Here is a 15,185-nt window from a genome sequence, read left to right as displayed (position 1 = left end):
TGCAAAGGAACGCCTGATCGCGGACCTGAACACCAAACGAACCATGAATCGTTGACTCTTCGCTGGTGCAGGCTGATGCATGGACTTGGGGTCCCATAGCGCTGTCTCCGTGTTTTATGGGGCTTTTCCTCTTCGGTTGGAACGATTATGATCGGGCTACACATAAAGGAAAACCGAGTAATAATTGGCCTTAGAGAAAGGAATTCTTTCTAATTTGTTCCGTCATCAAGGCTCCTATGCCGTCGATCAGAACGCTCAAGATTTTCCTCACCGTTGCTCGCTGCGGGACTTTCGCGGCGGCGGGAGACATCGTTGGCTTGACGCCGGCGGCGGTCGGACTGCAAATTCGATCACTCGAGGATGAACTGGGCGTTCAACTTTTTGATCGCAGTGCGCGAGCCGTGGTGCTGAATCCTGTCGGTCGGTCGCTAGTCCGCCGCGCCGAGCAAGTCGTGAGCCAGTACGAACTGCTGGAGGCCTCTGTCAGTGGAGGAGAAATGTCCGGCACCGTCGTTATTGGGGCGCTGGTATCTGCGCTGATGGGCGCTTTTGCGGATGCGTTGTGGTCGATCAGGCGCCGCTACCCTAGCCTCGACGTGCATTTGTTGGCGGGAATGTCGAGCGACTTCGCACTAAAAGTCGAAAGTGGAGAGTTGGACGCTGCGGTGGTCACGCAGTCGCCGAGGCCGATTCCATCAAGCCTGAAATGGTGTCCGCTGTACTCTGAGCCAATGGTTTTGATCGTGCCGAGATGTCCTCACTTCGAACTTCCGCAGGACCCACGAGCGATGCTGGAAACGGCTCCTTTCATGAGATTCGAAAGAAGCACGTGGACCGGCATTCTCGTCCAGGACGTACTAAAGCGTTGTGCTGTGCAAGTGAACGAAGCCATGGAGTTGAACTCCATCGAGGCGATCATTGCACTTGTCCGTCAGGGCTTCGGAATATCGATCGTCCCCAAGTTGGCGAATGTCGCGTGGGAAAAGGATGATGCGCTGGCGTTATTTCCGCTCGAGGGCGTCGACGTTCGACGACGTGTCGGCTTACTCGAACGCGCCAGTCACGGGCGGATGAACTTCACGGAAGCGATCAAGAAGTACTTTGATCAAGGCTGACGGCACTCGACTCGATCGGCGGTCGGCTCCTCCCGTTGTCCACCCTATCCTGATGTCATGAATCAAACCGCTCACATTGCGCGTCACCCGAGCGCATCAAGAAACAAAAAGAACACGCTCGGGCCCCGGACCTTAAACCACCTCAAACAACCCCGCCGCCCCCTGCCCGCCGCCGATACACATCGTCACCACGACAAGCTTCGCCCCGCGCCGTTTCCCTTCGATCAACGCATGCCCGGTCAGCCGTGCGCCCGACACCCCATACGGATGCCCCACCGCAATCGCCCCGCCGTCCACATTTAACCGGTCATTCGGAATCCCGAGCGTATCGCGGCAATAAAGCACCTGCACGGCAAACGCCTCGTTAAGCTCCCAAAGGTCGATATCCGCAACGGAAAGCCCGGCCCGCTTGAGCAACTTGGGAATGGCGAACACCGGCCCGATCCCCATCTCATCCGGCTCGCACCCCGCCACCGCGAACCCGCGGAAAATCCCGAGCGGCTTCAGTCCTTCCCGCTCCGCCACCGCCGCATTCATCACGACGCAAGCCGAAGCCCCATCGGAAAACTGGCTCGCATTGCCCGCCGTGACGACGCCACCTGGCATTGCCGTGCGAATCTTCGATACCCCTTCGAGCGTCGTATCCGCGCGGATGCCTTCGTCCGCAGCGATGGTCACTTCCTTCGTGAAGAGCTGCCCCGAAGCCTTGTCGGCGACGCCGGCCAGCACCGTCATCGGCACGATCTCATCATTGAAGCGGCCCGCTGCCTGCGCCGCCGCCGCGCGCAACTGCGACTGCACGCCGTACTCATCCTGACGTGCCCTCGAAATCTCATAGCGCTTGGCGACGTTCTCCGCCGTCTGCAACATCGACCAGTAGATCGCCGGCTTGTGCTCCATCAGCCAGCCGTCGGTCAGCATGTGCTGGTTCATTTCGTTCTGCACGCACGAAATCGACTCCACACCGCCCGCCACATAAACGTCGCCCTCGCCCGCGATCACGCGTTGCGCCGCAAGCGCGATCGTCTGCAGCCCCGACGAGCAGAAGCGGTTCACCGTCATGCCCGGCACGCTGACCGGCAAACCAGCGCGCAGCGCGATCTGCCGCGCGATGTTCATGCCCGTCGCGCCTTCGGGATTGGCGCAGCCCATGATCACGTCCTCGACGCGCGCCGGGTCGATCCCCGCGCGCTCGACGGCGGCCTTCGTCACGTGGCCGCCGAGCGTCGCGCCGTGGGTCATGTTGAATGCGCCGCGCCAGGATTTGGCGAGGCCCGTGCGTGCTGTCGATACGATTACTGCGTCCGTCATGTCGTCTCCTGCAATTGATGTTCGGTATGGTTTCAGCGCGCGGGCAGAGCGCTCGAATCGATGCGCCCCACGCCCGCGGCCGTCATGTCTTCCCAGGCTTTCGCGAGCGATCCGTCGAGGTCGATCGCGCGGCACGCATCTTCGATCACGCTCACCGCAAAGCCTGCGCGCCTCGCATCGAGCGCGGACCACGCGACGCAATAGTCGGTCGCGAGTCCGCACAGATAGACGTGCGTGACGCCCACGTCGCGCAGATAACCGGCGAGGCCCGTCGGCGTCTTGCGATCGGCTTCGACGAATGCCGAATAACTGTCGACATCGGCGTGATGGCCCTTGCGGATCACGAGCCGCGCATGCGGCACGTCGAGATCTCGATGCAGCGCGGCGCCTTCGGTGTCCTGCACGCAATGGGTCGGCCAGAGGACCTGCTCGCCATAGGCGAGCGTCGTCGTCTCGAAGGGCGCGCGGCCCGCGTGATTCGCCGCAAACGAAACGTGCCCGCGCGGATGCCAGTCCTGCGTCAGCACGACATGCGAAAACGCGCGCGCAAACCGGTTGACGACAGGCACGATTTCATCGCCGTGTGCAACCGCGAGGGCGCCGCCCGGCATGAAATCGTTCTGGATGTCGACTGCGAGCAGGACTTCGTCTGCGCCTTTCATCGCCGGCTCCGTGTCAGCTGTTGAAACCCTTGCCCTGCGATGCGAGTTCCGTCACGCGCTTCGCGCTTACCCAGGCGTCGCCGTTGGGCTGCGCGGCGTATTTGCGGATCGCGCGCTCGACGTTGTAGAGGCCGAGCGTATCGGCATACAGCATCGGGCCGCCGCGATAAAGCGGGAAGCCGTAGCCCGTCAGATAGACCATGTCGATGTCGGATGCCTTCGACGCAATCCCCTCGTCGAGAATCTTCGCGCCTTCGTTGACGAGCGCGAGCACGAGCCGCTCAACGATCTCGTCGTCGGCAATCTTGCGGCGCTCGATGCCACGCTCTTTCGAATACGCGACGACCATCTCGTCGACGAGCTTCGAGGGCAGCGCGTTGCGCTCGCCCGCCTTATAGTCGTACCAGCCCGCGCCGGTCTTCTGCCCGAAGCGGCCGGTCTCGCACAAGCGGTCCGCGATGCGCGAATAGTGCAGTTCCGGCTGCTCCTGATAACGGCGCTTGCGTATCGCCCAGCCGATGTCGTTGCCCGCGAGATCGCTCATGCGAAACGGTCCCATCGCAAAGCCGAACTTTTCGATCGCGCGATCGACCTGCGCGGGCAGCGCGCCTTCTTCGAGCATGAAGAGCGCCTGGCGGATGTACTGTTCGATCATCCGGTTGCCGATGAAACCGTCGCAGACGCCCGAGACCACCGCCGTCTTCCTGATCTTCTTCGCGAGCTGCATGACGGTCGCGAGCACGTCGTTTGCGGTCTTCTCGCCGCGCACGACTTCGAGCAGCTTCATCACGTTGGCCGGGCTGAAGAAGTGCAGGCCGACCACGTCTTGCGGACGCTTCGTGAAGGCGGCGATCTTGTTCACATCGAGCGTCGACGTGTTCGATGCGAGGATCGCGCCGGGCTTCGCAACTTCATCGAGCTTGCCGAATACCTGCTCCTTCACGCCGAGTTCCTCGAACACGGCTTCGACGATGAGATCGGCGTCTGCAAGGTCTTCATAGGCGAGCGTCGGCTTAACGAGCGCCATGAGCGCGTCGAGCTTCTCGGCCGTGAGTTTGCCCTTCTTGACCTGCGCTTCGTAGTTCTTGCGGATCGTGGCGAGGCCGCGGTCGAGCGCCTCCTGCTTCGTCTCCAGCAGCGTGACCGCCAGCCCCGCGTTGAGGAAGTTCATCGCGATGCCGCCGCCCATCGTTCCCGCACCGATCACGCCGACGCGCTCGATCGCGCGCACGGGCGTATTCGACGGCACATCGGGGATCTTGCTCGCTGCGCGTTCGCCGAAGAACGCGTGACGCAGCGCGCGGCTCTCGGACGTCTGTACGAGCGCGAGAAAGCATTCGCGCTCGAAGGCGAGACCCTTGTCGAAGCCCTCTTTCACGCCCGCCTCCACCGCGTCGATGCACTTGTGCGGCGCGGGGAAGTTCTTTGCGATGGCCGCGACGCTGTTGCGCGCGAACTGGATAAAACCTTCGGCGTTCGGATGCACGATCTTGCAGTCGCGCACTTTCGGATGCGGGCCGCTTCGCGCGCCGGCATCTTTGGCGAACTTCACCGCGGCGTCGAGCAGATCGCCTTCGGCGATTGCATCGAAGAGCGCCGTGTTCGCCAGCTTTTCCGACAGGACGGGCGTTCCCGACACGATCATGTTGAGCGCGGTTTCGAGTCCGACCGCGCGCGGCAGGCGCTGTGTGCCGCCCGCGCCCGGCAGGAGGCCGAGCTTCACTTCGGGCAGCGCGATCTGCGCGCCCGGCGCGGCCACGCGGTAATGCGCGCCCAACGCCAGTTCGAGCCCGCCGCCCATCGCGACGCTGTGGATCGCCGCGACAACCGGCTTCGCGCTGCCCTCCACCGCCTGGATGACTGTGTGCAGCGTCGGCTCCTGCGTGGCTTTCGGCGTGTTGAATTCGGTGATGTCGGCGCCGCCCGAGAACGCGCGGCCGGCGCCGGTGATCACGATGGCCGACACCGCTGCGTCGTCGCGCGCCCGCTCGATGCCTTCGACGATTCCGAGCCGCGTCGAGTGCCCGAGGCCGTTCACCGGCGGGTTGTCGAGCGTGATGACGGCGATGCCGCCGCGGATGGTGTAGTCCACTGCCATTTCGTCTGCCTCCATTCGATGCCGCCTGCGTCGCACGAAGCGAAGCGGTCGCGGTGCCTCAGGTTATTCTGAGTTACCGTGCCAGAATACACAAAAACGAACGATCGTTCAATTTTGTATTGGCAATCGAATGCCGGGGATTACCCGGGCCTTCGCCGGCGGAAGTCAGGCGGGATGGTCGGCGACGCCCGGCAGTACGTAATCGCGATACAACTCGCGCAGACGCAGCTTCTGCAGCTTGCCGGTCGCGGTGTGCGGCAGTTCGTCGGCGAAGACGACGTCGTCCGGCATCCACCACTTCGCCACCTTGCCTTCGTAGTACGCGCGCAGTTCCTCGCGCGTCACCGTTGCGCCCGGACGCAGCACCGCCACGATGAGCGGCCGCTCGGTCCACTTCGGATGCGCGCACGCGATGCACGCCGCCTCCGCCACCTGCGGATGCGACACCGCGATGTTCTCCAGGTCGATGGAGCTGATCCACTCGCCGCCCGACTTGATCACGTCCTTGCTGCGGTCGGTGATCTGCATGAAGCCGTCGGCGTCGATCGTGGCGACGTCGCCGGTCGGGAACCAGCCGTCGACGAGCGGAGACTCATCGCGGCGGAAATAGCGGTCGATCACCCACGGTCCGCGCACGTGCAGGTCGCCGAACGAGCAGCCATCCCACGGCAGTTCGCGGCCGTCGTCGCCAACCACTTTCATGTCGACGCCGAAGATCACGTGCCCCTGTTTCTCGCGCGACTTGCGCTGCTCTTCGGGCGAACGCGCTTTCTGCCTGAAGTTCAGATGCGCGAGCGTGCCGAGCGGTGACATCTCCGTCATGCCCCACGCGTGAATCACCTCGACGCCGTATTGGTCTTCGAACGCGCGCAGCATCGCGGGCGGGCACGCGGAGCCGCCGATCACCGTGCGCCTGAGCGTCGAGAAGCGCACGCCTGCCTCTTTCATGTAATTGAGCAGACCGAGCCAGACAGTCGGCACGCCGGCCGAGAACGTGACGCCCTCGGCTTCCATCAGTTCGTAGAGCGACTTGCCGTCGAGGTCCTTGCCCGGGAACACGAGCTTCGCGCCCACGAGCGGCGCCGCGTGCGGAATGCCCCACGCGTTCACATGGAACATCGGCACGACGGGCAGGATCGCGTCGCCGGCGGACGCGCCCATCGCATCGGGCAGCGATGCGCCGTAGGCGTGCAGCACGGTCGAGCGGTGCGAATAGAGCGCGCCCTTCGGATGGCCGGTCGTGCCCGACGTGTAGCAAAGGAACGACGCCGTGCGCTCGTCGAAGACCGGCCACGTGTAGTTGCCGTCCTGCGCGGTGACGAGCGTCTCGTAGGAAAAGAGCGGCACGTCCATGTCGCCGAGATGCTCGCGGATGCACGACGCGTCGCCGAGCGCGATCCAGCCCTTCACCTTCGGGCACTGCGGCGCGACGATGTCGACGAGCGGCGCGAACGTCATGTCGAAGAAGACGTAGGCGTCTTCGGCGTGATCGATGATGAACGCGATCTGCTCGGGAAAGAGCCGCGGATTGATCGTGTGGCAGACGGCACCCATGCCGGTCGTGCCGTAATAACACTCGAGATGCCGGTAGCCGTTCCAGGCGAGCGTGCCGATGCGCTCGCCCGGTTGCACGCCGAGCGCGATCAGCGCCTGCGCCAGTTGCTTCGCGCGCTTCTCGCAGTCGCGGTACGCATAGCGGTGAATGTCCCCTTCGATCCGGCGGGAGACGATCTCGGTATCGCCGAAATAGCGTGCAGCGTGGGACAACAGCGATGAAGCGAGCAGCGGCACATCCATCATCTGGCCGTAAAGCGGCGACGTCATGGGCTTAAGTCTCCAGTGATTTTCGTCTTGTACTTTTGGCGCATTGGAGCGGCCTCTGCAGCGCCGCCTGCGCGGAATTACAATATCGTTTAACCCAGAGGCGCTCAACATGTCGTTTTCCCCAAGCAATGCCTTGCACGCTGAACCGGGCGACGCCCTCTCGATGGACGAAGTCGCCGCCGCCATCGATATCGACCGCGCCGATGCCTTCGCCCAGCTGGGCACGCGGTTCCTGACCCGTCTCCCCGCCGCGCCCGTTCCCGACCCTTACCTCGTCGCCGTTTCAGTGGATGCCGCACGGCAACTCGGCATCGATCCTGCGGTGGCGCATGAACCCGCGTTCGCCGAGTTCTTCGCCGGCAATCCCAGCCGCGACTGGCCCGCCGACAAGCTGCCTTACGCGACGGTCTATTCGGGGCATCAGTTCGGCGTATGGGCCGGGCAACTCGGCGACGGCCGCGCGATCGGCCTCGGCGAGATCGAATCCGCAGGCAGGCGCTTCGAGCTGCAACTGAAGGGCGCGGGCCGCACGCCCTATTCGCGCATGGGCGACGGCCGCGCGGTGCTGCGTTCGTCGATCCGCGAATTCCTGTGCTCGGAAGCCATGCATCACCTCGGCATCCCGACGACGCGCGCGCTCACCGTGATCGGCTCGGACCTCCCGGTGCGCCGCGAGAGCACCGAGACATCGGCGATCGTCACGCGCGTGTCGGAGAGTTTCGTGCGCTTCGGCCACTTCGAGCACTTCTATTCGAACGATCGCGTGGACGACCTGAAGGCGCTCGCCGATCACGTGATCGACCGCTTCTATCCGCGATGCCGCGAAGCCGACGATCCTTACCTCGCGCTGCTCGGCGAAGTCATGAACCGCACCGCCGACCTGATGGCGGACTGGCAGGCGGTCGGCTTCTGCCACGGCGTGATGAACACGGACAACATGTCGATCCTCGGCCTCACGATCGACTACGGCCCGTTCGGTTTCATGGACGGCTTCAACGCGCATCACGTCTGCAATCACTCCGACACGCAGGGCCGTTATTCGTACAGCCGCCAGCCGCAGGTCGGTTACTGGAATCTCTTTTGTCTCGCGCAGGCGCTCGTGCCGCTCTTCGGCCAGCAGTATCCCGAGGAAGGGCGCGCCGAACGCGTGATCGAAGACGCGCAGCGCGTGCTCGAAGGCTTCAAGACGCGCTTCGCGCCAGCGCTCGAAGCCCGCTTTCGCGCGAAGCTCGGCCTGACCGATGCGCGCGAAGGCGACGAGAAACTGGCGAACGCGCTGCTCGAAGTGATGCATGCGAACCGCGCCGACTTCACGCTGACGTTCCGCAACCTTGCGAAGCTGTCGAAGGCCGATGCGTCCAGCGACGCGCCGGTGCGCGATCTCTTTCTCGACCGCGCGGCGTTCGATGCGTGGGCTGCGCAATACCGCGCGCGGCTGTCGCAGGAACAACAAAGCGACGAGCAACGCGCGGCTGCGATGAATCGCGTGAATCCGAAGTACGTGTTGCGCAATCACCTCGCCGAGCAGGCGATCCGCCAGGCGAAGGAGAAGGATTTCTCGGAAGTCGAGCGGCTCTTGCGCGTGCTTTCCCGCCCGTTCGACGAGCAACCCGAATTCGACGCCTACGCGGGCCTGCCGCCCGACTGGGCAAGCGATCTCGAAGTGAGTTGTTCTTCCTGAAATCGCCCTTATCTAGATGAGCCAACCCAGGCCGACAACCAGAGGATTGATATGAACCGCGACGACATCACCCGCGACCCGGCGCATCCGCTGCAAAAGGACGACGAAACTTATCGCCGGGAACTCTCCGACATGCAATATCAGGTCACGCGCCACGCTGCGACCGAGCGGCCGTTCACCGGCGAATACTGGGATCACACCGAGCGCGGCATCTACGACTGCGTGTGCTGCGGCACGCCGCTTTTCGAATCGGATGCGAAATTCGACGCCGGCTGCGGCTGGCCGAGCTATTTCAGGCCGATCAACGGCGAAGTGGTCGCCGAGAAGACGGACCGCTCGCACGGCATGCTGCGCATCGAAGTGCAGTGCAAGAACTGCGGCGCGCATCTGGGCCACGTGTTCGAGGACGGCCCGGCGCCGACCGGCCTGCGCTATTGCATCAACTCGGCTGCGCTACAATTCGAACCCAAGTAATTTTCCGCCGCGCGCCGGTCGCGTTCAGCGCGCCGGTTGATCTGCACGCGTCGTTTGCGTAGCCGCCCTGAAGGCGGCGCGCGAACGGCGCGTGCTCACATGTTCACGCCCTCCTCGTCCGAACGTCCATGAAATTTCTGTTCGATCTGTTCCCGATCATCCTCTTTTTCGTCGCATTCAAGATCTGGGGCATCTACACGGCAACCGCCGTGGCGATCGTCGCGACGCTCGTGCAGATCGCGTGGGTTGCGTTCCGTCACCGCAAGGTCGACGCGATGCTGTGGGTGAGCCTGGGCGTGGTCGTTGTGTTCGGCGGCGCGACGCTCGTGCTGCACAACGACACTTTCATCAAGTGGAAGCCGACGGCGCTCTACTGGCTCTTCGCGGTGGCGCTGATCGTCGCGCAACTGGGCTTCAGGAAGAACCTGATCGAAGCGATGATGGGCAAGCAGATCGTGCTGCCGCATCGCGTGTGGGGGCAACTGAATGTCGCGTGGGCGGTGTTCTTCGCGATTCTCGGCATCGTGAATCTGTTCGTCGCGTACAACTTCACGACCGATCAGTGGGTGAACTTCAAGCTCTTCGGCGCGACCGGCTGCCTTTTCGTATTCATCGTGCTGCAAAGCCTGTGGCTCGCAAAACACATGAAGGAGGACGAGCGATGACTCATCATCTTGGCGACTTCATGAGCGCATCGGCGGCGGACAAGATCGCGCAGCTCGAAGCGCGCCTGGACGCCGCGCTCGAACCGTCGTCGCTGCATATCGACGACGACAGCGCCGCTCACGCAGGGCATGCCGGCGCGGCATCGGGCAGTCACTACACGGTGACGATCGTGTCGGCGCACTTCGCGGGCAAGCCCCGCGTGGCGCGGCACCGGCTGGTGTATGATGCGCTGGCCGAGGAGATGCGGCGCGGCGTCCATGCGCTCGCGATCAAGGCGTACACGCCCGAAGAATTCGCAGAACAATTCGAATGATCTTCCCCGCCGTTGCAGACGTTCCGTTGGCCTCTGTCGCCCGGAGCCGGCGCTTGCCCGGGTCCCACGCGGGTCTCACACGATACGCACTTTCATTCTTTAACCTGCCTCAACGGCATCTGTTGCCTCGTTAGGAACTTCCGATGACTTTGAAAAAAACCCATCTCTGGGTGTTGCTGGCTGCGTTCGCGGCAGTGCCCGCCTACGCGCAAAACATCGCCGTTGTGAACGGCACGCCGATCCCGACCGCGCGCGCCAATGCGCTCGTGAGCCAGCTCGTCCAGCAGGGTCAGAAGGACTCGCCGCAACTGCAGGCGGCCGTTCGCGAAGAGCTGATCAATCGCGAGATCCTGAGCCAGGAGGCGGCGCGCCGCGGTATCGCGACCCGTCCCGACGTGAAGGCGCAGATCGCCGTTGCGCAGCAGACTGTGGTGCTGCGCGCGCTGATCGAAGACTTCGTGAAGAACAACCCGCCGACCGACGCCGAAATCAAGGCGCGCTACGACGACCTCGTGAAACAGGCGGGCGGCGGCAAGGAACTGCATCTGCATCACATCCTCGTCGAGGACGAAGCGCAGGCGAAGGAGCTGATCGCGAAGATCAAGGGCGGCGCGAGCTTCGAAGACCTCGCGAAGCAGTATTCGAAGGACCCGGGATCGGGCAAGAACGGCGGCGATCTCGACTGGTCGAGTCCGCAGGCTTATGTGCCTGAATTCGGCGCGGCCGCCGCGAAGCTGAAAAAGGGTGAAGTAACGCCCGCGCCGGTGAAGACGCAGTTCGGCTGGCACATCATCCGTCTCGACGACTCGCGCGAAACTCCGCCGCCGCCGCTCGAACAGGTGAAGCCGCAGATCGCGCAGCAGATTCAGCAGGAGAAGCTGCAAGCGTTCGAGGAAGGGCTGAAGAAGAAGGCTGTAATCAAGTAAGGCCGCAGCGCTCATAAAAAAACGCCACGAACTTCGTTCGTGGCGTTTTTGCTTTGTGCACTCCGCAGAAGATCAGCCGATCCACCGCCGCGCATTCTGGAATGCGCGCAGCCACGGGCTGCCGTCGCTCGTCCAGTCGTCGGGCGTCCAGCTCATCTGCACGTTGCGATGCACGCGCTCCATGTGCGGCATCAGCACCGTGAAGCGGCCATCCGGTGTCGTCACCGACGTGATGCCTTCCGGCGATCCGTTCGGATTGAACGGATAGCGCTCCGTCGCGTTGCCGCGATGATCGACGAAGCGCATCGCGACCAGCGCCTTCGACGCATCGCCTTGCTGCGAGAAGTCCGCGAAACCTTCGCCGTGCGCGACCGCCACCGGAATGCGCGAGCCTTCCATGCCGGCGAAGAAAATCGACGGCGAGTTCTGCACTTCCACGAGCGAGAAGCGCGCCTCGAACTGCTCCGACTTGTTGCGCGTGAACTTCGGCCACGCATCGGCGCCGGGAATGATCGACGCGAGGCTGCTCATCATCTGGCAGCCGTTGCAGATGCCGAGCGCGAACGTATCGGCACGGCCGAAGAACGCGGCGAACATGTCGGCGAGTCGCGGATTGAAGCGGATCGTCTTCGCCCAGCCTTCGCCCGCGCCGAGCACGTCCCCGTAGGAAAAGCCGCCGCAGGCCACCGCGCCCGCGAAGTCGGCGAGCGTCGCGCGTCCTTCGAGCAGATCGCTCATGTGGACGTCGTGCGCATCGAAGCCCGCGCGATCGAACGCGTAGGCCGTCTCCAGATGCGAGTTGACGCCCTGCTCGCGCAGAATCGCCACGCGCGGGCGCGCCGACTTGCCGATGAACGGCGCCGCCACGTCCTGCGCCGGGTCGAAGCTCAGGACCGGCGTGATGCCCGGATCGCTCGCATCCGACAGCGCTTCGTATTCCGCATCGGCGCACGCGGGGTTGTCGCGCAGACGCGCGATGCGCCAGCTCACTTCGCCCCATGCGCGATGCAGCTCGACGCGCGGCGCTTCGTAGATCTTCTTCGCGTCGCGATAGATTTCGATGGTGTCACGCTCGTTCGGTTTGCCGATCACGTGCGAGCACGCCGACAAACCGTGTTCGCGCAACGCGACCAGCACCGCGTCGCGGTCGGCCGCGCGTACCTGCACGACCGCGCCGAGTTCTTCCGTGAAGAGCGCGCGGATCGTGCGGTCGTCGCGGCGGCCGCTCGTCTGCTTGGCCCAGTCCTTCGCGTCGCCGTAATCCGACTCGTGATGCGCGTCGAGCGTCAGCATGTCGACGTTCAGCGACACGCCCACGTGCCCCGCGAACGCCATCTCGCAGACGGTCGCCCACAGGCCGCCGTCCGAGCGGTCGTGGTAAGCGAGCAGCTTGCCGTCGGCGTTGAGCGACTGGATCGCGGTGAAGAAGCGCTTCAGGTCCAGGGCGTCGTCGACGTCGGGCACCGTGTCGCCGACCTGCTGCGTCACCTGCGCGAAAATGCTGCCGCCGAGGCGATTGCGTCCGCGGCCGAGATCGATCGCGATCAGGACCGTGTCGACGTCGCGGCTCAGTTGCGGCGTGAGTTGCCGGCGCACGTCCTCGACCGGCGCGAACGCCGAGATGATGAGCGACACCGGCGACACCACTTCCTTCGCCGCGCCCGTCGCGTCCTGCCACTTGGTGCGCATCGACAGCGAATCCTTGCCGACCGGAATGCTGATGCCGAGCGCCGGGCACAGTTCCATGCCGATGGCCTTCACGGTATCGAAGAGCGCCGCGTCTTCGCCGGCGCTGCCGCACGCGGCCATCCAGTTCGCGGAGAGCTTCAGCTTGGAGAGCGACTCGATCGGCGCGGCGGCGATGTTCGTCACCGCTTCGCCGACGGCCATGCGGCCCGACGCGGGCGCGTCGATCACGGCGAGCGGCGTGCGCTCGGCGATCGTCATCGCTTCGCCGCGAAAGCCCGCGTAATCCATCGTCGTGATCGCGCAGTCCGCGACGGGCACTTGCCACGGGCCGACCATCTGGTCGCGCGCGGTCGTGCCGCCGACGGAACGGTCGCCGATGGTAATCAGAAACGACTTGCTCGCGACCGTCGGATGCTTCAGCACATCGACGGCGATTTCCGAGAACGTCACGCCCGTCACGTCGATGGGCTCGAACTTCGCCGCTTCGCGCTTCACGTCGCGATGCATCTTCGGCGGCTTGCCGAGCAGCACGTCCATCGGCATGTCGACGGGTTCCTGGCCGTCGTTTTCGTCGTCAACTAGTTGCAACTGGCGTTCTTCGGTCGCCACGCCGACGACCGCGACGGGACAGCGCTCACGCTCGCAAATCGCTTCGAACGCGGGCAAATCGGCCGGCGCGATCGCGAGGACGTAGCGTTCCTGCGCCTCGTTCGACCAGATTTCGCGCGGCGAGAGCCCCGTCTCTTCGAGTTGCACCTTGCGCAGTTCGAAGCGCGCGCCCTTGCCCGCGCCATCGACGAGTTCCGGGAACGCGTTCGAAATGCCGCCCGCGCCGACGTCGTGAATCGACAGGATCGGGTTCTTCTCGCCCTGCTGCCAGCACGCGTTGATCACTTCCTGCGCGCGGCGCTGGATTTCCGGATTGCCGCGCTGAACCGAGTCGAAGTCGAGTTCGGCGGTGTTCGCGCCGGTCGCCATCGAACTCGCCGCGCCGCCGCCCATGCCGATACGCATGCCCGGCCCGCCGATCTGGATCAGGAGCGTGCCTTCGGGCAAGTCCAGCTTATGCGTGTGCTGGTCCGAGATATTGCCGATGCCGCCCGCGATCATGATCGGCTTGTGATAGCCGCGCACGCGGCCCGCGACGTTCTGCTCGTAAGCGCGGAAATAGCCGCCGAGATTCGGGCGGCCAAATTCGTTGTTGAAGGCGGCGGCGCCGATCGGCCCGTCGATCATGATCTGCAGCGGCGACGCGATGCGCTCCGGCCGGCCATACGGCTCGTTCGCGTCGGCGGGATTGCGCTGCGGCACGGGCGTCGCGCTGTCGCGGGCGTTTTCCCACTTCTGGCGCGCGTCCGGCAGATCGAGATTCGACACCGTGAAGCCCGCGAGACCCGCCTTCGGACGCGCGCCGCGCCCGGTCGCGCCTTCGTCGCGGATTTCGCCGCCCGAACCGGTCGCCGCGCCCGCGAACGGCGAGATCGCGGTCGGGTGATTGTGCGTCTCGACCTTCATCAGCGTGTGCGTCAGCTCGACGTGGCGCGCGTAGTGCTCGTTCGTGCCGCGCGGGAACCAGCGCTCGGCGACGCCGCCCGCCATGATCGCCGAGTTATCCGAATACGCGACGATCGTGCCTTCGTGATTCAACTTCTCGGTATTGCGGATCATCTGGAAGAGCGAGATGTCCTGCTTTTCGCCGTCGATGGTCCATTCGCCGTTGAAAATCTTGTGGCGGCAATGCTCGCTGTTCGCCTGCGCGAACATCATCAACTCGACGTCGGTCGGATTGCGTTCGAGCGATTTGAACGCATCGACGAGATAGTCGATTTCGTCGTCCGCGAGCGCGAGGCCGAGTTCCAGGTTCGCCGCTTCCAGCGCGCCGCGACCGTGGCCGAGGATGTCGACGGTTTGCAGCGGCTTGGCCGGCAGTTCGTCGAAGAGATGCAGCGCGTGATCGCGCGACGGCGCCACGTTTTCGGTCATGCGGTCATAGAGCGCCGCCGCGACTTGCGCGCGCGCTTCGTCGGTGAGCGTCTTTTTGCCGCCGAGCAGCCCGCTTTTGAGCACCACCGTGTATTCGATTCCGCGCTCGATGCGCCGCACCTGCGTGAGGCCGCAGTGGTGCGCGATGTCGGTCGCCTTGCTCGCCCACGGCGAGACCGTGCCAAAGCGCGGCACGACCATGAACGTCGCGACGTTGCCGCGTTCCTTCTGTTCCTCGAACGGCGCGCCGTAGTGCATCAGCGCGTGAATGCGGTTGGTGTCTTCGTCGGTGAGCGGCTCGGCCGAGTTCACGAAGTGCAGATACTGGCCGCGCACGCCGACGATATTCGGGTCGATGCGGGCGAGCGTTTCAAGGAGACGAGTCTGACGGAAATCGGAGAGGGCCGAAGCGCCGGGGAAACACGAGAAGTGGGCCATTGTGA

11 protein-coding genes are annotated in these 15,185 nt (G+C 64.2%); 6 read left to right on the top strand and 5 right to left on the bottom strand.

Features of this window, described 5'->3' with window-relative positions; all coding sequences use genetic code 11:
• Positions 1–236: 236 nt before the first annotated feature.
• Positions 237–1,115: a LysR family transcriptional regulator gene (locus tag QCE48_RS07530; protein ID WP_309785428.1), complete on the top strand. Its 879-nt coding sequence runs from the start codon at positions 237–239 to the stop codon at positions 1,113–1,115.
• A 132-nt stretch (positions 1,116–1,247) separates the two neighbouring features.
• On the opposite strand, the gene QCE48_RS07525 is transcribed toward QCE48_RS07530, so the two are convergent.
• The 4 genes from QCE48_RS07525 to QCE48_RS07510 all read right to left on the bottom strand — a co-directional run bounded on the left by QCE48_RS07525 (position 1,248) and on the right by QCE48_RS07510 (position 7,010).
• The gene (locus QCE48_RS07525; RefSeq protein WP_309785430.1) at positions 1,248–2,426 is read right to left on the bottom strand and encodes an acetyl-CoA C-acyltransferase; all 1,179 of its coding nucleotides are present in this window, start codon (positions 2,424–2,426) and stop codon (positions 1,248–1,250) included.
• 32 nt (positions 2,427–2,458) lie between these two features.
• The gene (gene pncA / locus QCE48_RS07520; RefSeq protein ID WP_309785433.1) at positions 2,459–3,088 is read right to left on the bottom strand and encodes a bifunctional nicotinamidase/pyrazinamidase; all 630 of its coding nucleotides are present in this window, start codon (positions 3,086–3,088) and stop codon (positions 2,459–2,461) included.
• A gap of 13 nt (positions 3,089–3,101) precedes the next feature.
• Positions 3,102–5,186: a 3-hydroxyacyl-CoA dehydrogenase NAD-binding domain-containing protein gene (locus QCE48_RS07515; protein ID WP_309785434.1), complete on the bottom strand. Its 2,085-nt coding sequence runs from the start codon at positions 5,184–5,186 to the stop codon at positions 3,102–3,104.
• 165 nt (positions 5,187–5,351) lie between these two features.
• On the bottom strand, positions 5,352–7,010 hold the full coding sequence (locus QCE48_RS07510; protein WP_309785435.1) for a 3-(methylthio)propionyl-CoA ligase: 1,659 nt from the start codon (positions 7,008–7,010) through the stop codon (positions 5,352–5,354).
• Between the two features lie 109 nt (positions 7,011–7,119).
• On the opposite strand from QCE48_RS07510, the gene QCE48_RS07505 reads away from it, so the two are divergent.
• The 5 genes from QCE48_RS07505 to QCE48_RS07485 all read left to right on the top strand — a co-directional run bounded on the left by QCE48_RS07505 (position 7,120) and on the right by QCE48_RS07485 (position 11,070).
• Positions 7,120–8,691, top strand: a complete 1,572-nt coding sequence (locus QCE48_RS07505) for a protein adenylyltransferase SelO family protein (RefSeq protein WP_309785437.1) — start codon at positions 7,120–7,122, stop codon at positions 8,689–8,691.
• A gap of 51 nt (positions 8,692–8,742) precedes the next feature.
• Positions 8,743–9,165: a peptide-methionine (R)-S-oxide reductase MsrB gene (gene msrB, locus QCE48_RS07500; RefSeq protein WP_309785438.1), complete on the top strand. Its 423-nt coding sequence runs from the start codon at positions 8,743–8,745 to the stop codon at positions 9,163–9,165.
• 128 nt (positions 9,166–9,293) lie between these two features.
• On the top strand, positions 9,294–9,830 hold the full coding sequence (locus QCE48_RS07495; RefSeq protein ID WP_062634015.1) for a septation protein A: 537 nt from the start codon (positions 9,294–9,296) through the stop codon (positions 9,828–9,830).
• Positions 9,827–10,144 (top strand): BolA family protein, encoded by a 318-nt coding sequence (locus QCE48_RS07490; protein WP_309785440.1) that lies wholly within the window; start codon positions 9,827–9,829, stop codon positions 10,142–10,144. Before QCE48_RS07495 ends, QCE48_RS07490 begins: the two co-directional genes overlap by 4 nt.
• Before the next feature lie 143 nt (positions 10,145–10,287).
• A complete protein-coding gene (locus tag QCE48_RS07485; protein WP_309785441.1) occupies positions 10,288–11,070 on the top strand; it encodes a peptidylprolyl isomerase in 783 nt (260 codons plus the stop codon).
• 72 nt (positions 11,071–11,142) lie between these two features.
• Here QCE48_RS07485 and purL read toward each other — a convergent pair whose 3' ends face one another.
• Entirely contained in the window at positions 11,143–15,180 is a 4,038-nt protein-coding gene (gene purL / locus QCE48_RS07480; protein ID WP_309785442.1) for a phosphoribosylformylglycinamidine synthase, read from the bottom strand.
• Positions 15,181–15,185: the final 5 nt, after the last annotated feature.

The sequence above is a fragment of the Caballeronia sp. LZ024 genome (assembly GCF_031451455.1).
Taxonomy (GTDB): Bacteria; Pseudomonadota; Gammaproteobacteria; order Burkholderiales; family Burkholderiaceae; genus Caballeronia; species Caballeronia telluris.
The sequence above is the reverse complement of the archived record's forward strand: the minus strand, read 5'-3'. Positions and strand labels throughout refer to the sequence as shown.